We start from the raw sequence: 22088 nt of genomic DNA on the forward strand, positions 1-22088 counted from the left end.
ACTCAGCTCGGCGTAGCGGCGTTCTGCGGTGTGGACTTCGCGGCCGCCACCGCGTTCTCGTACTGACCCGCGAGCGCGAGCACCCAGCCGCGAGGGGATATGCCGGACGGCGGTGCGATCCAGCGCGCGTCGACGAACAAGTCCCCCAACGGATTTCGTGCCCACTCGGCCACCACCGCGGCCCGCTGCGGCACCGAGTTCGGCGGCTCACCGGCCGCCGGGATGACGATGCCGCTGCCCGAGAGCAGATACAGCGCGTCCATCACCTGAGCCATGTGATCGGAAGCCTTCAGCTGTGCCGAGGTGGCGTTCTGTTCGGGCGCGATCACCTCGGGGAACCGGCCGACCATCAACTGGTGCAGCGGCCGGATCTTGCGCAGCAGGACCCTGGCCCGCCACCAGAGTTCGATCACGATCGACACGGCGCCGAGCGCGATCAGCAGCGCCGCGATCTCCCAGGCGGCCCAGCCCCACAGCGGTTCGCCGGGCGGTGTCGGCTCGGCGCGCTGGAAGGCGCGGCCCACATTGGCGACGGCGAGCACCGCGACCAGGGCGGTGCCGGTGATGTAGACGGCGATGCCGCGACCGAGGATGGTCCAGTCCAGGTTGCGCAGACCGGTGGTCACGATGAACACCGCGCCGAGCGCGACGGTGATCCAGCCGAAGGTGAACGACCAGGCCAGGGTGATCGCGATCGCGACCGCGCCGATGCCGTACACGACCATCGCGACCTGGCGCAGATTGCGCCGCGAGACCACCGGCCAGGCGGCCGAGGCCACGACCGAGGTGGCCGTGGTGAACAGGATCCAGGCGGAGATGACGATGCCGGTGGACAGCCAGCCGCTGTGCACACCGCCCTTCATCAGATTGTCGACGGCAACAGCCATCTCGGGAATGGCGACGGTGACCGCGAGTGCCACGGCGGCGACCGCGACGACGATGGCCACGCGGGCGGTCGTCGCGGGCTTCACCAGCACGCGACCCACTCGCGCACCCGCGGCAACCCAGACCAGCAGGGCTGTCAACCACAGTGTCATCCGAGTGCCTCATCGAATCGAAGGACCGAGACGCCTGCGCCCCGGTTGCTGAATACGCGCAGGCGCGTCATGAGCATGGCCGCGAAGGTCTCGGCTTCCCATTCGGCGAGATCGTCGGCGCCGTCGTCGACGATCTGCGCGTGGGCGCGCTGGCTGAGCATGTAGGCGATCAGATCGTCGCTGACCTCGAGGGTTGTCTCGACCGCGGGCGTGCCTTCGTGGTCGAAGACGATATGGCCCAGCTCGTGCGCGAGCGTGTGATCGCGACTCGGCAGGGCATCGGCGAGCACGATGATGTCGCGATCGGGATAGAACCGGCGCTGACCGCACACGCCGGGGCCGAGATTGGCGCTGGTGATCTCGATTTCGCGATTGCGCTCCACCGCGACGGCGTGCACCACCTCGTCGAGGCTGGTCGCGTCGAAGTCGGCGGCCACCGCGCACACCGCGTCGACGGCGGCCGCGACGCGGCGATAGGACCGGGAGGTGCTCTGGGTCTTGCTCTTACTCATCGAAGATCCCCTCACGACCTCGGTCCGAAGAACTCGGCACGCGCCGCGTTCACCCGCGCTTGGGCGGCCGCGGCACCTTGGAAACTCACTGCGCCCGAACCGGTTCCGGCCAGGGTCAGCGCGATCAGACCACCGATCACCGACAGGAGTTCGGGTTCGGGCAAGCCGCTGTTGTCACTGGTCGGCTTGACCTCGTGGTTCGGCTTGGCCGCCGGTGCCGGTGCCGCCGCGGCGGGCGGGGGCGCGGCGGGGGCAGGCGCCTCGGCGGCGGGCGGTGCCGCGGCCGGAACAGGTACTGCCACAGCGATATTCGGTACACCGGGGATCGCCGGGGCCGGGGGGATCGCGATCGACGGCAGGGCCGGTGCGGCCGGGACCGAAGGGATCGGGATCAGCAGCAACAGCAGGGGCGAGGCCGATCCGACTGCCGCCGAACCGACCGCGGCCGACCCAACGGCAGCCGACCCCGCGCCGGCGGAACCTACCGCCGCGGAGCCCGCAGCAGCGGAACCGACTGCGGCGGAACCTGTTCCGAGAACAGCCGAGCCCGCGCCGAGGGCGGCCGAGCCGGTTCCCGCGGCGGCTGAGCCGACCGCGGCCGAACCGGTGCCGAGTACTGCCGCGGCGGCCGCGGAACCGGTACCGAGAACCGCGGCGGCGCCTGCCGAGCCGGTACCGAGGATGGCAGCCGCGCCCGCGGAACCGGTACCGAGGACTACGCCGAGGCCGGCCGACCCGGTGCCGAGCAGCACGCCGAGTCCGGCCGAGCCGGTACCGAGGACCACGCCCGCGGCTGCCGAGCCCGCACCTGCCGCGGCGGAGCCGACGGCGGCCGAACCGGAGAGGGGGCCGGCGACGTCCTTCTTCGGGACGTCATCGCTGGATCGGCCGGGGATGGCGAGGGGGGTCCATTCACCTTCGTCGGCGACCGGGGCACCCGACTGCGGGTTACCCGGCGCGATCTCCGGGGTCGGGTTGTTCCCCTGCCCGCTGCTCCCGGTGCCGGGCGCCTGCGCGGCGGGTGTCGGCGGTTTCTCCGGGGCGGCCATGGCGATGGCCGGCCCTAACAGCGCACAACCGGCCAGCACGCTCGCAGCGGCAAATACACGCAACACGCGACCAATGGCCATGCGCTAGATCATCCCCTTAGTTTTTCAGCGCAGAATTACCCCCGGTCGCGACACATTCCGGGATCGACGAACAGTAGCCCATAGTAAACCCAGGGCTTCGAGCCCGCAGCAGAGAGCAAGAGTCGTCCAGCCCCCTGGACGTGTGTGAAATGCCATAAGCGCAGGCCGGGGACCCCTCCCCGGCCACCCGCCACGAAGTTTGCTACGCGCCGTACACCGGCTCCGGCGGAGTGCTCTTCTCGATCAGTTCCTTGACGACCGGACCCAACTCGGCGGGGTTCCAGCGGGCGCCACGATCGACCGGAGTCCCATGCATCCAGCCCTGCGCCAGCGCGACCTTTCCGCCTTCTACCTCGAACATCCGGCCGGTCACCCCGGCGGATTCCGTGCTGCCGAGCCACACGACCAGCGGTGAGACGTTCTCCGGAGCCATCGCGTCGAAGCCCGCGCCGGGGGCGGCCATGGTGTCGGCGAAGACCGTCTCGGTCATCCGGGTACGGGCCGCGGGGGCGATGGCGTTCACGGTCACGCCGTAGCGCCCGAACTCCGCCGACGCGGTCAGTGTGAGACCCGCGATACCAGCCTTGGCCGCGCCGTAGTTGCCCTGACCGACGCTGCCCTGCAGGCCGGCACCGGAGCTGGTGTTGATCACGCGAGCGTCGACCGGGCGGCCCGCCTTCGACTCGCCCCGCCAGTACTCGGCCGCGTGCCGCATGGTGGCGAAGTGGCCCTTGAGGTGCACGCGGACCACCGCGTCCCACTCGTCCTCGCCGAGGTTGACCAGCATGCGGTCGCGCACGAAGCCGGCGTTGTTGACCAGGACGTCGAGCCCGCCGAAGGTGTCGACGGCCTGGCGGATCAGGCGGCGAGCGCCTTCCCAGTCGGCGACGTCGTCGTAGTTGGCGACGGCCTCGCCACCGGCGGCGATGATCTCGTCGACGACCTGCTGGGCGGGGGTTTCCGTGGTCGCCGCACCGTCGAGCGCGGTGCCGACATCGTTGACCACCACGCGGGCGCCCGCCGCGGCGAAGGCCAGGGCGTGGGCGCGACCGATCCCCCGGCCCGCGCCGGTCACGATCACCGTGCGCCCGGCGCAGATCAACTGGTCATCCATCTGAAACTCCTGTTGTCAGCGGCGATTACGCCGCGAGGTCGGTCTGGGCGGAAGTAACGAGCTAGTTGTTCGCGTTGGCTGCGTCGAGGAAGGCGGGGCGTTCGCCGCCGCCGTGGACGAGTAGGGCGGCGCCGCTGATGTGGGCGGCCAGGGGTGAAGTCAGGAAGAGGGCGGCGTTGCCTACGTCGGCTGGGCGCGCCATTCTGCCCATCGGCACGGTCGCGCCGACGGCGGCGACCCCGTCGGCGTCGCCGTAGTGCAGGTGGCTGAGTTCGGTTTCCACGGGGCCGACGACGACGGAGTTGAGTCGGACTTTCGGGGCCCACTCGACGGCCAGGGAGGTGACCAGGTTGTCCAGGCCCGCCTTGGCCGCACCGTAGGCGGCGGTGCCGGGTGAGGGGCGGTGCCCGCTGACGCTGGTGATCATCACGATCGAGCCGCCCGCGTCCTGTTTCTGCATCAGCGCGTTGGCCTGCTGGGAGATCAACAGGGGCGCGAGCAGATTCAGCTCCACGATCTTGGTGTGGAATTTGGGGCTGGCGGCATCGGCCAGCGCGAACGGCGCGCCACCGGCGTTGTTCACCACATGGTCGATCCGGCCGTGCCTGGCGACGATCTCGGCGAACATGGCCGACACCGCGTCGACGTCGCGCACATCGCAGAGCAGGTGTTCGGTGCTGCGGTCCCCCACCACGATGGGTTCGTCGGCCGGTCTGCGCGCGCAGGTCAGCACCGTCGCGCCCGCGGCGAGGAAGGCCCGGCTGATTCCGGCGCCGACGCCGCGCACACCGCCCGTCACCAAAACGATCTGCTCGGAAAGGTCGATTTCTACAGCCACCGTGTTAACCTACCAAGCAATTGCTTGCTTTGTCTCGGGTTCGCCGAGGCTCCCACGAGGGGACATCGCGATGGGGATAAACCGTCACACCGAAGCCGACGGCGTCGAAGTCGTCACAGTCGACTATCCGCCGGTCAACGCCCTGCCCTCGGACGGCTGGTTCGCGCTGGCCGAGGCCGTCAGGGCAGCGGGCCGCAACCAGGAGACCCGGGTGGTCGTGCTGCGCGCGGAAGGCCGCGGGTTCAACGCGGGCGTCGACATCAAGGAGATGAACGCCGACTCCGGCCATACCGCGCTCATCCGCGCCAACCACGGCTGCTTCGAGGCCTTCGCCGCGGTCTACGACTGCGAGGTGCCGGTGGTCACCGCCGTGAACGGCTTCTGCCTCGGCGGTGGCATCGGCCTGGTCGGTAATTCCGACGTCATCGTCGCCTCCGACGACGCCACGTTCGGTCTGCCCGAAGTGGACCGCGGCGCGCTCGGTGCCGCCACGCACCTGTCCAGACTGGTCCCCCAGCACCTGATGCGCACCATGTTCTACACCGCGGGCAAGCTCACCGCCCAGCAGTTGCACCACTTCGGCTCGGTGTACAAGGTGGTGCCGCGCGCCGAACTCGACGCTGCCGCAATGGAAGTCGCGAAGAACATCGCGAACAAGGACGGCCGCGTGATCCGGGCCGCCAAGCGCGCGCTCAACGGTATCGACGTGCAGGACGTGCATCGTTCCTACCGCTACGAACAGGGCTTCACGATGGAGCTCAACCTCGCCGGTGTCGCCGACGAGATCAGGGCGCGCTTCGATGACGATCTCGCCGCGCAGAAGAAGGAGAGCTGACCGCCATGCGCGACAAGAGAATGACCCTCGATGAGGTGGTCGGCGAGCTGCGCAGCGGCATGACCATCGGGATCGGCGGCTGGGGTTCGCGGCGTAAACCGATGGCGCTGGTACGCGCGCTGCTGCGCTCCGACGTCACCGACCTCACCGTGGTCACCTACGGCGGCCCCGATCTGGGTCTGCTGTGCTCGGCGGGCAAGGTCCGCAAGGCCTACTACGGGTTCGTGTCGCTGGATTCGGCGCCGTTCTACGACCCGTGGTTCGCGAAGGCCCGCACCGAGGGTGCGATCACCGTGCGCGAGATGGACGAGGGGATGGTGAAGTGCGGGCTGCAGGCAGCCGCGGCGCGACTGCCGTTCCTGCCGATCCGGGCCGGGCTCGGGTCGTCGGTGCTCGACTTCTGGGAGGGTGAGCTGAAGACCGTCGCGTCGCCCTATCCCGCCGCTGACGGTCGGATCGAAACGCTGGTCGCGATGCCCGCGCTGAATCTCGACGCGTCGTTCGTGCATCTCGATCTGGCCGACAAGCACGGCAACGCCGCTTACACGGGCGTCGATCCGTACTTCGACGATCTGTACTGCCTGGCCGCGCAGCGCCGTTATGTCTCGGTGGATCGCCTCGTCGAGACCGAGGAACTGGTGAAAGCCGTTCCACAGCAGTCGATCATCCTCAACCGCATGCTGGTCGACGGTGTGGTCGAGTCGCCCGGCGGTGCGCACTTCACCTTCTCCGGCAGCTACGGCCGCGACGAGAAGTTTCAGAAGCACTATGTGGCGGCCGCGAAGACGCCGGAGTCGTGGGCCGAGTTCAAGGCTCGTTACCTCGACGTCTCCGAAGACGAATACCAGTCCGCCGTCGCCACTTTCGCCGAGGAGCAGCAGCTATGAATTCCGCAGTGCAGAGTGGGCCCACCACGCGTGCCGAGGTCTGTGTCGTCGCGGCGGCGGAGATCTTCCGTGGGGCGGGCGAGATCATGGCGAGCCCGATGTCGACGATCACCACCATCGGCGCGCGACTGGCCCGGCTCACCTTCGAACCCGATCTGCTGCTGTCCGACGGTGAGGCGCTGTTCTTCGCCGAGGTGCCCGCCATCGGCGCGAAAGCTCCTGTCGAGGGCTGGATTCCGTTCTCGCGGGTGTTCGATGTGGTCGCCGCAGGCCGTCGTCATGTGGTGATGGGTGCGAATCAGATCGATCGGTTCGGGAACCAGAATCTGTCGGCCTTCGGTCCGTTGCAGCAGCCGTCGCGCCAGATGTTCGGTGTGCGTGGCGCGCCAGGCAACACCATCAACCACGCGACCAGCTACTTCGTGCCCCGGCACAACAACCGGGTATTCGTCGACAAGGTCGACATCATCTCCGGAATCGGCTACGACAGAATCGATCCCGAGAATCCGGCGTACCGCTTCCACCATCTGCACCGCGTGGTGACCAACCTGGGTGTGTTCGACTTCAACGGCCCCGACCACACCCTGCGCGCACTCTCGCTGCACCCTGGCGTGAGCGCGGCCGAGGTCGCTGAGAACACCTCGTTCGAGATCGCCGAGCTGGGTACCGCGGGCGAGACCCGGCTGCCCACCGAGGAAGAGCTGCGGATCATCCGCACCGTGCTCGACCCCAAGGGTTTCCGCGAGAAGGAAGTTGCGGCGTGAGCGGGCGTTTGCGGACTCCACTGACCGAACTGGTCGGCATCGAGCACCCGATCGTGCAGACCGGGATGGGCTGGGTCGCCGGGCCCAGGCTGGTCGCGGCCACCGCCAACGCGGGCGGACTCGGCATTCTCGCCTCGGCGACCATGACTTTCGAGGAGCTGGAAGCGGCGGTCGCCAAGACCAAGTCGCTCACCGACAAGCCCTTCGGCGTGAACATCCGCGCCGACGCCACCGATGCCGCCGAGCGCATCGAACTGCTCATCCGTGAGCGGGTTCGGGTCGCGTCGTTCGCGCTGGCGCCGAAGAAGGAACTCATCGCGCGGCTCAAAGATGCCGGTGTCGTGGTTGTTCCGTCGATCGGAGCGGCCAAGCACGCGGTGAAGGTGGCGTCATGGGGTGCCGACGCGGTGATCGTGCAGGGTGGTGAAGGCGGCGGTCATACCGGCCCGGTCGCCACCACGCTGCTGCTGCCGTCGGTGCTCGACGCGGTCGACATTCCGGTGATCGCGGCGGGCGGCTTCTTCGACGGTCGCGGTCTCGCCGCCGCGCTGTCCTATGGTGCGGCGGGCGTCGCGATGGGCACCCGTTTCCTACTCACCCAGGAGAGCACCGTCCCCGAGGCGGTGAAGCAGGAGTATCTGGCTCGCGGCCTGCAGGACACCGTGGTGTCGGTGAAGGTCGACGGCATGCCGCATCGGATGCTCAACACCGAACTGGTGACCAAGCTCGAGCACTCCGGTGGCTGGCGAGGTCTTTCGGCGGCGGTGTCGAACGCGGCCAAGTTCAAGTCGATGACCGGCATGAAGTGGTCGACCCTGGCCCGCGACGGCCTGGCGATGCGAAAGACCAAGGACCTCAGTTGGTCTCAGGTCGTGATGGCCGCGAACTCGGCCATGCTGACCAAGGCCGGTCTCGTCGAGGGCCGCACCGACGCGGGCGTGCTGCCCGCGGGCCAGGTCACCGGCATCATCGACAGCCTGCCGACCGTGGCGGAACTGATCGACCAGATCGTCACCGACGCGGTGGCCCGCATCGCGGCGGTCAATGCGTTGACCAGCGAGCCCGCCACCGAAACTCACTGACCGATCGAGGCTCCCCGACAGGTCATCGCGGTGTCACGCTGACTCGGTTGTCGTGGAATACCGCGCCGCCGCCGTAGTCCGAATCACGTTCGGCGATCGTGGCATTCACGGTGGTACCGCCGCTGAACTTGGCCCAGCGAGCTTTGGTGGTACCCGCGACGCCGGGCCGCACCCGGTCCGACACCTCGGCGACTGCCTCGAAGGAGCCGCGAGCATTGGACACGACCACGGCGGCACCATCGACGATGCCACGCGCGATGGCGTCATCGGGGTGCAGGGTGATGCTGGATTCACCTGCTCTGCGGCGTAATTCGGGGTTGGAGCCGAAGGTGCTGTTCAGGAAGTAGTGCGAGGCGGCGGAGATCAGCACCAGACCGTCGCCGGCGTCGGCGGGGGGTGTGTAGTCCGGCATGCGGTCGTGACCTGCCGATTCCGCCCTGGTGGACACGAATTGGAGTTTGCCTTCAGGGACCGGACCGGCCTGCACCTTCAGGAACCCGTCCGCACGAAGACGTTCGAGGTCGAAGCCCTTGAGCAGTTGTGCGGCCAGTTCCTCGTCGGAGTCGTAGAGCGCGGGCTCTGTGAGACCGAAGTGCTGGGAGAGTCGACGGAAAGTCTCTGTGGTGGAGAGGCATTCGCCGGGCGGCTCGACGGCCGGTTCGTTCCAGATCAGATAGAGGTGCCCGTAACCCGCGAGCACATCGAGGTGTTCGGGCTGCATCGTGGCGGGCAGGACGATGTCGGCGTAGTCGACGGTGTCGGTGCCGAAGTGCTCGAGGACCACGGTGAACAGGTCTTCGCGCGACAGCCCCTCGATCACGCGACGCTGATCGGGATTCGAACCGACCGGATTGGCCCCGATCACGAACAGCGCCTTGACCGGTGGCCCTTCGGTCTCGAGCAGCGCTTCGCCGAGGCGGGTCATCGACAGTGTGCGGACCGGGTGCGGCAGCAGGTCATCGCGATGCAGTGCCGCCTCGTCGAGCCGGAAGTGCCCGCTCGTCGAATAGTGCAGTCCCCCACCTGGTATCGCCCAGTCGCCGGTGACGCCGGGCAGGCATCCCAGCACCCGTAGCGCCATCCCGCCGCCCGCATGCCGCTGCATGCCTTGCGACGCGCGGATGGCAGTCGGCCTGGTGCGCGCGATCCGCTCACCGAGCGCGATGATCTGCTCTTCCCGCAAACCCGTGATCGCGGCGACTCGCTCAGGCGTGAATTCCTCGATGCGATCCCGGAATTCGGGCCAGCCCTCGGTGTGCTCGGCGATGTACTCGGAATCCTGTGCGCCCAGCGAGACCACCACGTGCAGCAGGCCGAGCGCCAGCGCCGCATCGGTGCCGGGCAGCGGGGCGAGGTGTTCGTCGCAACGTTCGGCGGTCTTGGTACGAATGGGGTCGATGGAGACCAGGTAGGCGCCACTGTCCTGGATGAATTTCCACAGGTGGTGACCGGAGCTGAGCGGGTTGGTGCCCCACAGCAGGATCAGCTTCGACTTCGCGAAATCCTCGGGATCCATGCCGCCGGAGGTGCCGAGGGTATAGCGCAGGCCCGCGCCACCCGCGACCGAGCAGATGGTCGGCGCGTGGTGCGAGGCTCCGAGCAGGTTGAACATCCGGCGCCCCGGAAGACCTTCCAGCCCTTGGATATAGCCGAGGCTGCCGGTCCCGTGGAACGGCCAGACCGCCTCACCGCCGAATTCGTCGATGATGCCGGTGACCCGCGTGGCGATCTCGTCGAGCGCGGTGTCCCAGCTGATCCGCTCGAACTGCCCCGACCCCTTCGGCCCGACCCGGCGCATCGGATACCGGAGCCGGTCCGGCGCACCGACCTGCTCGAGATACCGGTTCACCTTCACACACAGCGCACCGCGCGTGACCGGATGTTCCTTGTTCCCCCGGAGCCCGGTCGCAACCCCGTCCTCGACGGTCACCACCCACGAGCACGCGTCGGGGCAATCGAGCGGGCATGCGCCGAGCACCTTCACCAGGCCATCGTAGGCCGGAGGAACATCACCCGTCGGAGGTGGCATCGCTGCCGGAACCCGCAGATCTAGGCGCCGAGCCGCTCGATGATGGTCACGTTGGCCGTGCCGCCACCCTCGCAGATGGTGAGCAGGCCGTAGCGGCCGTTCACGCGCTCGAGCTCGTGCAGCAGGGTGGCGAACAGTTTCGCACCCGTCGCGCCGAGCGGATGGCCCAGCGCGATGGCCCCACCGTTGACGTTCACCTTCGCCGGGTCGGCGCCGATCTCCTTGATCCAGGCCAGCACCACCGGCGCGAAAGCCTCATTGATCTCGATGACGTCCATGTCGTCGATGGTCAGCCCGGTCTTCTCGAGCGCCCACTGCGTCGCCGGGATCGGGGCGCTGAGCATGAAGATCGGGTCCGCGCCGCGTGCACTCACATGGTGGATCCGGGCGCGCGGGGTGAGGCCGTATTCCGCGACCGCCCATTCCGAGGCGAGCAGGGTCGCGCTGGCACCGTCGGAGATCTGGCTGGCGACGGCGGCGGTGAGCGGGCTGCCCTCGCTCAGCGGCTGCAGGGTCGCCATCTTCTCGAGACTGGTCTCGCGCGGGCCCTGGTCGACCGTGAAGTCACCGACCGGCACGATCTCGGCCTCGAAGCGGCCTTCGGCAATGGCCGCGCGAGCGCGTTCGTGGCTGCGCAGCGCCCACTGCTCCATGTCCTCGCGGGTGATGCCCCACTTCTCGGCGATCAGTTCGGCGCCGCGGAACTGCGAGACCTCGCCGGTGCCGTAGCGGGAGTCCCAGCCGGTGGCGCCGACGAACGGGGAGTCGAAGCCGTATTCCTTGCCCGCCAGCATGGCCGCCGAGATCGGGATGGCGCTCATGTTCTGCACGCCGCCCGCGACGATCACCTCGGCGGTGCCGCTCATGATGGCTTGGGCGCCGAAGTTGATCGCCTGCTGGCTCGACCCGCACTGCCGGTCGACGGTGACGCCGGGAACCTCTTCCGGGTAGCCCGCGGTCAGCCACATGGTGCGACCGATATTGCCCGCCTGCGGACCGACGTTGTCCACGCAGCCGACGATCACGTCGTCGACGACGGCGGGGTCGATCCCGGTGCGCTCGATGAGCCCGCGCAGGGCGGCGGCGCCGAGGTCGGCCGGGTGCACGCCGGCCAGCGCGCCGTTGCGCTTGCCGACCGCGGTACGCACCGCATCGATCACATAGGCCTGCCGCAACGGGGTGTAGGGGCGGCGCTCGGCGGGTGCGGTCATCGAAGACTCCTAGTGCGTGGTGCTCCCGGGCAGGGTGAGCCCGTCGAGCACGATGGTGAGATATTGCTGGGCAAGGTTTTTCACGGTGATCGGGCCGCCGGGGGTGTACCAGCGCACGGCCACCCACACGGTGTCGCGCAGGAAGCGGAACGCTAGTTCCACGTCGAGTTCGGGCCGGAAGCTGCCGTCGGCGACACCGGCGGCGAGCACCCGGCGCCACAGATCGCGGAACTCGATATTGAAGTCGCGGATGTAGGCGAACCGTTCTACATCGCGCAGGTTCTTGGCCTCGGCCTGGTAGATCGCGACTGCGGCGTGGTGTCGGTCGAACGCCTCGTAGGAGGCGATTACCAAGGCCTCCAAGGTGTCTCGCGAACTCAGCGACGCGGCCGCGATCTCGCGGTAGCGGCCGAACAGGTCGTCGAGGAAGCCGCGCAGGATCTCGTCGACCATCGACTCCTTGGAGTCGAAGTGGTGGTAGAGACTGCCCGACAGGATGCCCGCCGAGTCGGCGATGTCGCGCACCGTGGTGGCACGCATGCCGCGTTCGGCGAACAGGCCTGCGGCGAGGTCGAGCAGCTCGGCGCGGCGGGTGCGTTTCACGGTGTCGGGTGCGGTCACACTCGTCATCGTACAACCAAGCACTTGCTTGGTTCAGCTGAACCCGCCGCGGCGATCATGCGCGCTGACTGCTCACCGAGACAACCTCGCCGGTCAGATACGAGGTGTAATCACTGGCCAGCATGGCGATCGTTGCCGCCACTTCCCATGGTTCGGCGGCGCGACCGAAGGCCTCGCGCTCGCTGAGCGAGTCGAGCAATTCGGCCGAGCTCACCTTGTCCAGGAACGGATGGCGGGCGATGCTCGGCGCGACGGCATTGATCCGCACGCCGAATTCGGCGGCTTCGACCGCGCTGCACCTGGTCAGCGCCATCACGCCCGCCTTCGCGGCGGCGTAGTGCGCTTGGCCGTGCTGGGCGCGCCAGCCGAGGACGGAGGCATTGTTGACGATCACGCCGCCGTGGCCTGCGCCACGGAAGTAGCCGAGGGCGGCACGGGTGCAGCGGAACGTGCCGGTGAGGGTGATGTCGAGAACCTGGTCCCACTGCGCGTCGGTCATGTCGACCACCGGGGTCTCACCGCCGAGGCCGGCGTTGTTGACCATGATGTCGATCCGGCCGAGTTCCGCCGCGGCAGCGCTGATCAGCTGGTTGACCTGGCCGGTGTCGCGGACGTCACAGACCACGGCACCGACCTTCTGCTCCGGGAATTCCTTCGACAGCACCTCGGCGGTTTCGGTCAGACGCCGTTCGTGCCAATCGGAGACGACGACATCGGCACCTTCCTGGAGAAGCCTGCGCGCGGTGGACGACCCGATACCGGTGCCCGCCGCCGCGGTGATCACGGCCTTGCGGCCGGTCAGCAGTCCGTGCCCGGGAATCGGCGCCGGAGCGACCGACAGGGGGGAATTCTGCTCGGTCACGGGCGCGCCTCTCGCGGCAGGCCGAGCACACGCTCGGCGATGATGTTGCGCTGCACTTCGTTCGAACCTCCATAGATCGTGTCGGCGCGGCTGAACAGGTACAGCCGCTGCCATGCGGTCATGTCGTCGGGGCCGAGGACCAGTCCTGCCGCACCCTGAACGGCCATCGCCAGTTCGCCGAGGTCGCGATGCCAGTTGGCCCACAACAACTTCGACACCGAGGCGCCGCCGTCGTCGCCTTCGCTCATGGTGCGCAGCGCGTGCGCGCGCAGCACCCGCAGACCGACCCAGGCGCGATCGAGGCGATCGGCGATCAGCGGGTCGTCGGCGGCGCCGGTGCGCCGCGCCAGGTCTTCGATGTCGGAGAGTTCGCGCGCGAAGCGGATCTGCTGGCCGAGGGTGGAGATGCCGCGTTCGAAGGTCAAGGTGCCCATGGCGATTGGCCAGCCGTCACCCGGTTCGCCGACGACCAGGTCCGCGTCGGTGACCGCGTTGTCGAAGAACACTTCGTTGAATTCGGAAGTGCCGGTGAGCTGTTCGATCGGCCGCACCTCGATGCCCGGCTGGTTCATCGGGACCAGCAGATACGACAAGCCCTTGTGCCTGCTCGAGCCGCGCTCGGTGCGGGCGATGACGAAACACCAGTCGGCGACGTGCGCGAGGGACGTCCAGATCTTCTGACCGTTGATCACCCACCTGTCGCCTTCCAGGCGCGCCGTGGTGCTGACCGCGGCGAGGTCGGAGCCCGCGCCCGGTTCGGAATAGCCCTGGCACCACAGCTCGCCGACCGAGCGGACGCCGGGAAGGAAGCGCTGCTTCTGTTCCTCGGTGCCGAAGGCCAGCAGTGTCGGGCCGAGCAGTTCCTCACCCACGTGCGAGACCCGCGCGGGAGCGTCGGCCTTCGCGTATTCCTCGTGGAAGATCACCTGCTGGCGCACACTCGCATCGCGACCGCCGTATTCGACCGGCCAGCCGAGGCAGGTCCAACCCGCCTGGGCGAGGTGGCGGTCCCACGCCAACCGCTCTTCGAAGAATTCGTGCTCACGGCCAGGGCCGCCGGTTCCACGCAGGTCAGCGAACTGGCCCGAGAGATTTTCGGCAAGCCAATCGCGTATTTCCGCGCGAAACTCCGCGTCGGAGGTCGCGGTATCGGAATCTGAGGTCTGGATCACGCCCACCTCGGTAGGATAACCTACCAAGCACTTGCTTTGTTGGCTGCTTCGCCAAGAACAGCGACCGCACTACGGTGAGGACCCCGTGACAACCCCTGCACACACCACCCCGCAGGCGCTGCGACACATCGCCGCGGCGCATCCGGACGAGCCCGCCCTGCTCGACGGCCCGACCCGCCTGACCTGGACCGAGCTGCTCGACCAGGTCCGCATCGCCGCGCGCGCCCTGATCGCCCGCGGCATCGCGCCCGGCGACCGGGTCGCGATGTGGGCGCCGAACACCCACCACTGGGTGGTCGCCGCGCTGGCCGCGCATTCCGTCGGGGCCGCGCTGGTGCCGTTGAACACCCGATATGTGGCGGCCGAGGCTGTCGACGTGCTGGCCCGCGTCGACGCGAAGGCGTTGTTCGTCGCCGGTCCGTTCCTCGGCCGCGATCGGGCGGCCGAACTCGCGGCCGCGGCGCCGGAACTCGGTATCGGGACTGTCGTTGTCATCCCGGTCGAGGCATCCGCGAGCGCGGCGGCCGGCACGACTCTGACCTGGGACGAGTTGATTGGACAGGCCGCGACCGTCTCCGCCGAGACCGGCGAGGAGCGGGCCGCGCAGGTCTGTCCCGACGACATCTCCGACATCCTGTTCACCTCCGGCACCACCGGCCGCAGCAAGGGCACCCTCGTCGCGCACCGGCAGGCGCTGAGCGTGGTCCGCGCCTGGGTCGAGTGTTCGACCCTGCGCGCGGGCGACCGGTATCTGATCATCCCCCCGTTCTTCCACAACTTCGGTTACAAGGCGGGCATTCTCGCGTGCCTGGTCACCGGGGCCACGATCGTGCCGCAGGCCACCTTCGATGTGCCCGCCGCACTGGCGCTCATCGAGTCCGAGCGGATCACCGTGCTCACCGGTCCGCCGACCATCTACCAGACCATCCTCGAGCATCCCCAGCGTGCCGAGCGCGACCTGTCCTCGCTGCGCGTGGCGGTGACCGGCGCGGCAACAGTGCCGGTGGTACTGATCGAGCGGATGCGCGACGATCTCGCCTTCGAGGTCGTCATCACCGCCTACGGCCTGTCCGAGACGGCCGGTTTCGGCACCATGTGCCGCCCCTCCGACGACGCGGCCACGATCGCCAACACCTGCGGCGGGCCGATCGCCGACTTCGAACTGCGCCTGTCCGAGGCCGGTGAGGTGTTGCTGCGCGGCCCGAACGTGATGCTGGGCTACCTCGACGATCCCGAGGCCACCGCCGAGGCCATCGACGCCGACGGGTGGCTGCACACCGGCGACATCGGCATCGTCGACGAGCGCGGATACCTGAAGATCACCGACCGGCTCAAGGACATGTACATCACCGGTGGGTTCAACGTGTATCCCGCCGAGATCGAACAGACCCTGGCCAGGCTCGACGGTGTCGCCGAATCGGCGGTCATCGGCGTGCCCGACGAGCGGATGGGCGAGGTCGGCAAGGCCGTCGTCGTGCGCCGGGCAGGCTCGACGCTGACCGCGGACGAGGTGATCGCCTTCGCCGCAGCCACATTGGCGAATTTCAAAGTGCCCAGGCTCGTCGAGTTCCGCGACCAGCTGCCCTACAGCGCCGCGGGCAAGGTGCTCAAGCGTGAGCTACGTGAGGAGAAGTCGTGAGTTCCGAAACCGAGACCGAGGTCGTCACCTATGCGGTGCGCGGATCGGTCGCCGTCGTCACCATGAACCGGCCCGACTTCCGCAACGCGCAGAACTCGAAGATGACCTACGCCCTCGACGCCGCCTTCGTGCGGGCCGTCGAGGATCCCGAGGTCAAGGTGATCGTGTTGGCGGGCAACGGAAAACACTTCAGCGCCGGGCACGACATCGGCACGCCGGGTCGCGACCACGATGTGCACTACGAGAACAAGGCCGCGCTGTGGTGGGACCACCTGGACCGTCCCGGCGGTGATCAGCGGTTCGCGCGCGAGTCCGAGGTGTATCTCGGCATGTGCAGGCGCTGGCGGGAGATACCCAAGCCGATGGTGGCGATGGTCCAGGGCGCGTGCATCGCGGGCGGGCTGATGCTGGCCTGGGTGTGCGACCTGATCGTCTGCTCCGACGACGCGTTCTTCTCCGATCCTGTTGTCCGGATGGGCATTCCGGGGGTGGAGTACTTCGCGCACCCGTGGGTGATGGGTCCGCGCGCGGCCAAGGAGTTCCTGTTCACCGGTGATCGGTTCGGGGCGGCGCAGGCCAAGGAGTGGGGCATGGTCAACCGGGTCGTGCCGCGTGCCGAGCTCGAGGCCGAGGTGATGGGGCTCGCCGAGAAGATCTCCGCCATGCCGCAATTCGGGTTGGCGCTCACCAAGAAGGCCGTCAACCAGGCCGAGGATCTGATGGGCATGCGCAGCGGCATGGACTCGGTCTTCGGGCTGCACCATTTCGCACACGCGCACAACGCCGAGGTCGGCGCCGATTCCCTGGGCGGGATGAACGCTCGCTCGATGAAGAGCGCCGCCACCACCGAACAGAACGGGACGAAGTAAGTGGATCTCGAGATCGACCCGGCTGCCCGGGAATTCCAGCTGGAGGTGCGCGAGTTCCTCGCCGCCAACGTCCCGTCCGCGCCGTTGCCGTCGATGGATACGGCGGAAGGGTTCGCCGCGCACCGGGAATGGGAGGCGAAACTCGCCGAGGCACGGCTGTCCGCGGTCTCGTGGCCGCGCGAGTTCGGTGGACGAGACGCGACGATCCTCGAATGGGTGCTGTTCGAGCAGGAGTATTACGCCGCCGGTGCACCGGGGCGGGTCGCGCAGAACGGCATCTTCCTGCTCGCGCCGACCCTCTTCGAGCACGGCACCCCCGAGCAACTGGCGCGGATCCTGCCGCGGATGGCGCGCGGTGACGACATCTGGGCGCAGGCCTGGTCCGAGCCCGAGGCGGGCAGCGACCTCGCGAGCCTGCGTTCGACCGCTCGGCGCACCGAGGGCGGCTGGCTGCTCAACGGCCAGAAGACGTGGAGCTCCCGCGCGTCCTTCGCCGATTGGGCATTCGGGCTGTTCCGCAGCGATCCCGAGGCGCAACGTCACCACGGGCTGACCTACGTGATGTTCCCGCTCACCGCCGAGGGTGTGAGCGTGCGGCCGATCCCCCAGCTCGACGGCGAACCCGGCTTCGCGGAGATCTTCCTCGACGATGTCTTCGTGCCGGATCACGATGTGATCGGCGGGGTGAACGAAGGCTGGCGGGTCGCGATGGCGACCTCGTCCAACGAGCGCGGCCTGTCCCTGCGCAGCCCCGGCCGATTCAGCGCCACCGCGCAGCGGCTCGTCGACCTGTGGACCGAGTCCACCGAACCCAGCGACACCGCCGCCCGAAACGCGGTGGTAGACGCCTGGATCGGCGCCGAGTCCTATCGCCTGCACACCTTCGGCACCGTCACCCGCCTCCAAGACGGTGGCCAGCTCGGCGCGGAGTCGTCGATAACCAAGGTGTACTGGTCCGAGCTCGACATCGCGATGCACGAGACGGCGCTTGACCTGCTCGGTGCGGCCGCCGAACAGCGCAGCACCTGGACCGACGGCTACCTGTTCTCCCTCTCCGGCCCGATCTACGCGGGCACCAACGAGATCCAGCGCAACATCATCGCCGAACGCATCCTCGGTCTCCCTCGCGAGAGCAAGCGATGAACGCGCACGTCAATCCAGGAGGTGTGCGATGAGATTCGCGCTCAGTACCGAACAGCTCGACTTCGCCGCCGAGGTGCGCAAGATTCTCGATGCCGGACAGGTGCCCGCGGCGGTGCGCGCGTGGGCCGGTGGTGACACCGGCAAGGGGCGCGCGCTGCTGCGGCAGATCGCCGAGATGGGTGTCTTCGGCTTGCTCGTCGACGAGAAGTACGACGGGGCGGACGCGACCACCGTCGATCTGGTCGTCGCGCTGATCGAACTCGGGCGCGGCGGCGTGCCAGGACCCGTGATCGAATCCGCCGCCGTGATCCCGGCACTGCTGCAACGTCTTCCGGATGACGCACCCGCGCAGCGCTGGTTGCCCGCGCTCGCGAGCGGCGAGGCGCTGGGCACCATCACCTTCGAGCCCCAGCGCGGCATCGCCCTCGACGCCGATATCGCCGAGCCGGTACTCGTCGCCGCCGACGGTCGACTGGCACTCGGCGTGCTGTCCTCCGATGTCGAGACCAGCGCAGGAGCGAGTTCGGTGACCTCGATCGACCCCGCCCGCAGGCTGTTCCGGGTCACCGCCGACGAGTTGATCGCCGAGGGCTCCGAGGTCGAAGCGGCCATCGACTATGCCTTCGACAGCGGTGTCCTCGCCTGTGCCGCACAGCTTCTCGGTGCGGGTCGAGCGATTCTCGAGCAGACCACCTCCTACGCCAAGCAGCGCAAGCAGTTCGGTCGGGCGATCGGCGAATTCCAGGCGGTGAAGCAGCAACTCGCCGATGTGCTGATCGCGTTGGATCTGGCCGAACCGCTGGTGTACCGCGCTGCGCTCACCCTGGATTCGACCGACCGCGCCCGTGACGTCTCCGCGGCCATGGTGGCCTGCGGTGACGCGGCTCATCGCGCCGCACGCGCCGGCCTTCAGGTGCACGGCGCCATCGGCTACACCGCGGAATTCGACCTCTCGCTGTGGCTGACCAAGGTCGCCGCCCTGCGGACCGCTTGGGGCACAGCCGATTTCCACCGCGCCAGAATCGCCGCCGCCCTACGCGCCGCCGTCGCAGCGGTCTGAGGAGGAACCCATGTCATCTGATGAACTGCTCGAATTCCGTACTTCCGTGCGGGCCTTGCTCGGCAAGCACGCCACGCCTGCCGCGCTGCGCGAGGCCATGGACACCGACCTCGGATACGACCCGAAGTTGTGGCGGATGCTGTGCGAGCAGGTCGGGGTAGCCGCGCTCGCGGTGCCGGAGCAGTGGGGTGGCGCGGGGGCCGGGCTCGTCGAATCACTCATGGTCGTCGGCGAATTGGGGCGCACGCTGAGTGGGGTGCCGATGCTCGGGTCGGCGGTACTCGGGGTGCAGGCCGTTCTGCTGGCCGACGACGAGCAGTCCTGCGCCCGGCTGTTGCCCGATCTGGCGGATGGGTCGCGCACGGCGGCCCTGTGCTGGGCCGGCGCCGATGGCTGGGATTCGACGGGAGTTGGCGTGAGCGACGGGAAGCTCAGTGGCGCAGCCTATTACGTACTACACGGCGCGCAGGCTGACCTGCTGTTGGTGCTGACCGATGACGGACTGTTCGAGACAACGGCCGACGCCCCCGGCGTGACCGTCACCGCGACACCCGCACTCGACCCCACCCGCACACTCGCCACCATCACGTTCACCGATGCCCCCGCCACCCGGATCGGCACCGGTGAGCCAGCGGTACTGCGCCGCCGATTGCGCGAAATCGCCTGGGCGGCAATGGCTGCCGAGCAGGTCGGCGCGGCGAGGCGCTGCCTGGAGATGACGGTCGAATACACCGCGTCGCGCGTGCAGTTCGGTCGTCCGATCGGCAGCTTCCAGGCGCTCAAGCACCGGATGGCCGATATGTACGTGCTGGTCGAGTCGGCCGACTCGGCCGCACAGGCCGCCGCCAAGGCCGTCGCCGAGAACAGCCCATCGGCCGCCGAAGACGCCTGGGTCGCGCGCAAGCACTGCACCGAGGCCTTCACCACGGTGGCGGCGGAGACCATCCAGCTGCACGGCGGCATCGCCATCACCTGGGAACACGACGCCCACCTGTACTTCAAGCGGGCCCACGCCACCGCCGAACTGTTCGGCACCGGCCGACGCCCGGTCGCGGCCTGAACTCACCGAAAGCCCTGGTTGCGGCCAGGGCTTTTTCGGCATGTTGAGTTAGATAGTTAGCTTATGTAATATTAACTCCTGTGAAGCAGACCGAGCAGCCATCCGCAGACGACATCGTGGTCGACCTGTTGGTCACTGCCGGTCGGCTCACCCGACTGGCCGGGGCGATCAGCAACGACGATCTGCCCCGCGCGGTCCTGCGGGCCCTGGCCGTACTCGACGAGCACGGCGGTCTGCGGGTGAGCGATTTCGCCCGGATCGACAGATGTTCCCAACCGGCGGCAACGGCGCTGATCGGTCGACTCGTCACCGACGGATTCGCCGGCCGCACCAAGGACCCGCACGACTCCAGGGCAGCGCTCGTCGAGCTCACCCCGGCCGGCCGGACCCGCCTCACCGAGGCCAGGCGCGCGTTCGCCGCCGCCATGGCACCCGGACTCGCCGATTTCGATCTCGATCGGCTGATCCGCCTCGATACCGACATGAACGACCTGCTGACAGCCCTCCGCTCGGTTGCCCGCGGTCATCAGTGATGCATCAGGAGCGCCAGTGAGCAACACCCAGCTGACTCGCGACGACAGCGCCGCAACCACCAGCCAGCCCAAGGCCGTCTGGGCCGTCGCGTTCGCGAGCGTGGTCGCGTTCATGGGCATCGGCCTGGTCGACCCCATTCTCAAGCCGATCGGCGAGCAGCTGAACGCGACGCCCTCGCAGGTGTCACTGCTGTTCACCAGCTACATGGCTGTGACCGGTGTCGCCATGCTGGTCACCGGCGTCATCTCGAGCCGCTTCGGCGCCAAGAAGACGCTGCTGGCCGGGCTGGCGATCATCATCGTGTTCGCCGCGCTGGCCGGCATGTCCGGCAGCATCGGCGAGATCATCGGCTTCCGCGCAGGCTGGGGCCTCGGCAACGCCCTGTTCATCGCGACGGCGCTGGCCACCATCGTCGGCGCGGCCACCGGCGGTGTCGCGAAGGCGATCATTCTCTACGAGGCCGCGCTCGGTATCGGCATCGCTACCGGTCCGCTCCTCGGCGGTGTGCTCGGCGGAATCAGCTGGCGTGGACCGTTCTTCGGTGTTTCGGTGCTGATGGCCGTGGCCTTCATCGCCATCGTCGTGCTACTGCCCGAGCTGCCGAAGGCGGCGCATCCGACCTCGATCACCGCGCCGTTCAAAGCATTGCGGCACAAGGGATTACTGACCGTCAGCATCACCGCGCTGCTCTACAACTTCGGCTTCTTCACCCTGCTCGCGTTCACCCCGTTCCCGCTGGACATGGGCACCTACGCGATCGGCTTCATCTTCTGCGGCTGGGGCATCCTGCTCGCCGTGTCCTCGGTGTTCCTCGCCCCGAAGCTGCAGGCGCGCTTCGGATCGCTGCCGATGATGGCCCTCTCGCTCGCCCTGTTCGCGATCGACCTGGCCGTGATGGGGATGTTCACCGAGCACAAGATCGTGCTGATCGTCGGCGTCGTCATCGCCGGCGCGTTCCTCGGCGTGAACAACACGCTGATCACCGAGGCCGTGATGATCTCGGCGCCAGTGGAACGATCGACCGCGTCGGCGGCGTACAGCTTCGTCCGATTCGGTGGCGGTGCGGCGGCGCCTTGGGTGGCGGGCAAGCTCGGCGAGCACAACATGTCACTACCGTTCTGGCTCGGCGCGGCATTCACCGCCGCCGCCGTCGCGGTGCTGTTCCTCGGCCGCAGCGCGCTGGCCCACATCGACGACCACGACCCCGCCCCACACAGCATCGAGGAAGCGCAAGCCGTCACCGTCGGCGATTGACGTCGCGCCGACTATTCACCGACCTCGAGCACGCCCTCGTCGACCGCCCACTTGATCGACTTCTCCAGTGACGGACAGGATTCGGGTCGGCCCGGCCGCGCACCGTGTGCGGCCAACTGCGCGAAGACCGGGCAGTGCGCGTCGGGTCGGTCGGTCCACTGCACCGAGGTCTGGTGCGCGCTCGACTTGCGCACCAGCACCTGCGCCGAACAGGTCTGACACCGTAGCGGCGTCAGACCTGTATCGAGATAGTGCTGTTTGTCGACCACGGTTTGCGCCCGCACCGCTGCCTGCCGCACGGGCTGATCCGCGAAATCGGGCGCTTTGGCCCAGGTCGGGCGAGTCCCCACACGCTGCGAGGAATCGCCCGACCCCGGCTCCGCCGAAGCGAGCCGCGACGGATCGCCGGACCTTTGCGGCTCGCTGGGAGTCATG

At 68.3% G+C, this 22088-nt stretch carries 22 protein-coding genes; 11 read left to right on the plus strand and 11 right to left on the minus strand.

Going from position 1 to position 22088, the window contains the following annotated elements:
* Positions 1-2 precede the first annotated feature (2 nt).
* The 5 genes from ACLJPD_RS21215 to ACLJPD_RS21235 all read right to left on the minus strand — a co-directional run bounded on the left by ACLJPD_RS21215 (position 3) and on the right by ACLJPD_RS21235 (position 4631).
* Positions 3-1037: a hypothetical protein gene (locus ACLJPD_RS21215; protein ID WP_410874349.1), complete on the minus strand. Its 1035-nt coding sequence runs from the start codon at positions 1035-1037 to the stop codon at positions 3-5.
* A complete protein-coding gene (locus ACLJPD_RS21220) occupies positions 1034-1549 on the minus strand; it encodes an ImmA/IrrE family metallo-endopeptidase (protein ID WP_410874350.1) in 516 nt (171 codons plus the stop codon). Before ACLJPD_RS21220 ends, ACLJPD_RS21215 begins: the two co-directional genes overlap by 4 nt.
* A gap of 11 nt (positions 1550-1560) precedes the next feature.
* Positions 1561-2679, minus strand: a complete 1119-nt coding sequence (locus tag ACLJPD_RS21225) for a hypothetical protein (RefSeq protein WP_410874351.1) — start codon at positions 2677-2679, stop codon at positions 1561-1563.
* A gap of 202 nt (positions 2680-2881) precedes the next feature.
* A complete protein-coding gene (locus ACLJPD_RS21230; RefSeq protein ID WP_410874352.1) occupies positions 2882-3793 on the minus strand; it encodes an SDR family oxidoreductase in 912 nt (303 codons plus the stop codon).
* A 61-nt stretch (positions 3794-3854) separates the two neighbouring features.
* A complete protein-coding gene (locus ACLJPD_RS21235) occupies positions 3855-4631 on the minus strand; it encodes an SDR family oxidoreductase (protein ID WP_410874353.1) in 777 nt (258 codons plus the stop codon).
* 70 nt (positions 4632-4701) lie between these two features.
* Here ACLJPD_RS21235 and ACLJPD_RS21240 point away from each other — a divergent pair, with 70 nt between their 5' ends.
* Genes ACLJPD_RS21240 through ACLJPD_RS21255 form a run of 4 tightly spaced genes read left to right on the plus strand, consistent with a single transcriptional unit; the run spans position 4702 to position 8199 of the window.
* The gene (locus ACLJPD_RS21240; RefSeq protein WP_410874354.1) at positions 4702-5466 is read left to right on the plus strand and encodes an enoyl-CoA hydratase family protein; all 765 of its coding nucleotides are present in this window, start codon (positions 4702-4704) and stop codon (positions 5464-5466) included.
* Entirely contained in the window at positions 5463-6353 is an 891-nt protein-coding gene (locus ACLJPD_RS21245) for a CoA transferase subunit A (protein WP_410874549.1), read from the plus strand. Before ACLJPD_RS21240 ends, ACLJPD_RS21245 begins: the two co-directional genes overlap by 4 nt.
* Entirely contained in the window at positions 6350-7117 is a 768-nt protein-coding gene (locus tag ACLJPD_RS21250; protein WP_410874355.1) for a CoA-transferase subunit beta, read from the plus strand. The genes ACLJPD_RS21245 and ACLJPD_RS21250 overlap by 4 nt, the downstream gene beginning before the upstream one ends.
* Positions 7114-8199, plus strand: coding sequence for an NAD(P)H-dependent flavin oxidoreductase (locus tag ACLJPD_RS21255; protein ID WP_410874356.1), 1086 nt, complete (start codon positions 7114-7116; stop codon positions 8197-8199). Before ACLJPD_RS21250 ends, ACLJPD_RS21255 begins: the two co-directional genes overlap by 4 nt.
* A 22-nt stretch (positions 8200-8221) precedes the next feature.
* On the opposite strand, the gene ACLJPD_RS21260 is transcribed toward ACLJPD_RS21255, so the two are convergent.
* The 5 genes from ACLJPD_RS21260 to ACLJPD_RS21280 all read right to left on the minus strand — a co-directional run bounded on the left by ACLJPD_RS21260 (position 8222) and on the right by ACLJPD_RS21280 (position 14100).
* Positions 8222-10183: a molybdopterin-dependent oxidoreductase gene (locus ACLJPD_RS21260; protein ID WP_410874357.1), complete on the minus strand. Its 1962-nt coding sequence runs from the start codon at positions 10181-10183 to the stop codon at positions 8222-8224.
* A 65-nt stretch (positions 10184-10248) separates the two neighbouring features.
* The gene (locus ACLJPD_RS21265) at positions 10249-11439 is read right to left on the minus strand and encodes an acetyl-CoA C-acetyltransferase (protein ID WP_410874358.1); all 1191 of its coding nucleotides are present in this window, start codon (positions 11437-11439) and stop codon (positions 10249-10251) included.
* Positions 11440-11448: 9 nt separating this feature from the next.
* Positions 11449-12069 carry a TetR/AcrR family transcriptional regulator gene (locus ACLJPD_RS21270; RefSeq protein WP_410874359.1) on the minus strand — a complete coding sequence of 207 codons (621 nt, stop codon included), beginning with the start codon at positions 12067-12069 and terminating at the stop codon, positions 11449-11451.
* A 46-nt stretch (positions 12070-12115) separates the two neighbouring features.
* A complete protein-coding gene (locus tag ACLJPD_RS21275) occupies positions 12116-12922 on the minus strand; it encodes an SDR family oxidoreductase (protein ID WP_410874360.1) in 807 nt (268 codons plus the stop codon).
* Complete coding sequence (locus tag ACLJPD_RS21280; RefSeq protein ID WP_410874361.1) at positions 12919-14100, minus strand: acyl-CoA dehydrogenase family protein; 1182 nt, start codon at positions 14098-14100, stop codon at positions 12919-12921. The genes ACLJPD_RS21275 and ACLJPD_RS21280 overlap by 4 nt, the downstream gene beginning before the upstream one ends.
* A gap of 79 nt (positions 14101-14179) precedes the next feature.
* Here ACLJPD_RS21280 and ACLJPD_RS21285 point away from each other — a divergent pair, with 79 nt between their 5' ends.
* The 7 genes from ACLJPD_RS21285 (at position 14180) to ACLJPD_RS21315 (ending at position 21653) form a co-directional block, all read left to right on the plus strand.
* Entirely contained in the window at positions 14180-15733 is a 1554-nt protein-coding gene (locus ACLJPD_RS21285; RefSeq protein ID WP_410874362.1) for a FadD3 family acyl-CoA ligase, read from the plus strand.
* A complete protein-coding gene (locus tag ACLJPD_RS21290) occupies positions 15730-16602 on the plus strand; it encodes an enoyl-CoA hydratase (protein ID WP_410874363.1) in 873 nt (290 codons plus the stop codon). Before ACLJPD_RS21285 ends, ACLJPD_RS21290 begins: the two co-directional genes overlap by 4 nt.
* Positions 16603-17745 (plus strand): acyl-CoA dehydrogenase family protein, encoded by a 1143-nt coding sequence (locus ACLJPD_RS21295; protein WP_410874364.1) that lies wholly within the window; start codon positions 16603-16605, stop codon positions 17743-17745.
* Positions 17746-17773: 28 nt separating this feature from the next.
* Complete coding sequence (locus tag ACLJPD_RS21300; RefSeq protein ID WP_410874365.1) at positions 17774-18805, plus strand: acyl-CoA dehydrogenase family protein; 1032 nt, start codon at positions 17774-17776, stop codon at positions 18803-18805.
* A gap of 10 nt (positions 18806-18815) precedes the next feature.
* The gene (locus ACLJPD_RS21305) at positions 18816-19865 is read left to right on the plus strand and encodes an acyl-CoA dehydrogenase family protein (RefSeq protein WP_410874366.1); all 1050 of its coding nucleotides are present in this window, start codon (positions 18816-18818) and stop codon (positions 19863-19865) included.
* Positions 19866-19945: 80 nt separating this feature from the next.
* The gene (locus ACLJPD_RS21310; RefSeq protein ID WP_410874367.1) at positions 19946-20398 is read left to right on the plus strand and encodes a MarR family winged helix-turn-helix transcriptional regulator; all 453 of its coding nucleotides are present in this window, start codon (positions 19946-19948) and stop codon (positions 20396-20398) included.
* 16 nt (positions 20399-20414) lie between these two features.
* The gene (locus ACLJPD_RS21315) at positions 20415-21653 is read left to right on the plus strand and encodes an MFS transporter (RefSeq protein WP_410874368.1); all 1239 of its coding nucleotides are present in this window, start codon (positions 20415-20417) and stop codon (positions 21651-21653) included.
* 11 nt (positions 21654-21664) lie between these two features.
* Here ACLJPD_RS21315 and ACLJPD_RS21320 read toward each other — a convergent pair whose 3' ends face one another.
* Complete coding sequence (locus ACLJPD_RS21320) at positions 21665-22087, minus strand: hypothetical protein (protein ID WP_410874369.1); 423 nt, start codon at positions 22085-22087, stop codon at positions 21665-21667.
* Position 22088: the final 1 nt, after the last annotated feature.

This window comes from Nocardia sp. A7 (assembly GCF_046549215.1).
Lineage (GTDB): Bacteria > Actinomycetota > Actinomycetes > Mycobacteriales > Mycobacteriaceae > Nocardia.

Bases quoted from the DNA above. Each gene is read 5' to 3' on its own strand.
- ACLJPD_RS21250 (WP_410874355.1), top strand. From the start codon at position 6,350: ATGAATTCCGCAGTGCAGAGTGGGCCCACCACGCGTGCCGAGGTCTGT.
- ACLJPD_RS21265 (WP_410874358.1), bottom strand. From the start codon at position 11,439: ATGACCGCACCCGCCGAGCGCCGCCCCTACACCCCGTTGCGGCAGGCC.
- ACLJPD_RS21215 (WP_410874349.1), bottom strand. From the start codon at position 1,037: ATGACACTGTGGTTGACAGCCCTGCTGGTCTGGGTTGCCGCGGGTGCG.
- ACLJPD_RS21320 (WP_410874369.1), bottom strand. From the start codon at position 22,087: ATGACTCCCAGCGAGCCGCAAAGGTCCGGCGATCCGTCGCGGCTCGCT.
- ACLJPD_RS21270 (WP_410874359.1), bottom strand. From the start codon at position 12,069: ATGACGAGTGTGACCGCACCCGACACCGTGAAACGCACCCGCCGCGCC.
- ACLJPD_RS21305 (WP_410874366.1), top strand. From the start codon at position 18,816: ATGTCATCTGATGAACTGCTCGAATTCCGTACTTCCGTGCGGGCCTTG.
- ACLJPD_RS21225 (WP_410874351.1), bottom strand. From the start codon at position 2,679: ATGGCCATTGGTCGCGTGTTGCGTGTATTTGCCGCTGCGAGCGTGCTG.
- ACLJPD_RS21300 (WP_410874365.1), top strand. From the start codon at position 17,774: ATGAGATTCGCGCTCAGTACCGAACAGCTCGACTTCGCCGCCGAGGTG.
- ACLJPD_RS21240 (WP_410874354.1), top strand. From the start codon at position 4,702: ATGGGGATAAACCGTCACACCGAAGCCGACGGCGTCGAAGTCGTCACA.
- ACLJPD_RS21220 (WP_410874350.1), bottom strand. From the start codon at position 1,549: ATGAGTAAGAGCAAGACCCAGAGCACCTCCCGGTCCTATCGCCGCGTC.
- ACLJPD_RS21230 (WP_410874352.1), bottom strand. From the start codon at position 3,793: ATGGATGACCAGTTGATCTGCGCCGGGCGCACGGTGATCGTGACCGGC.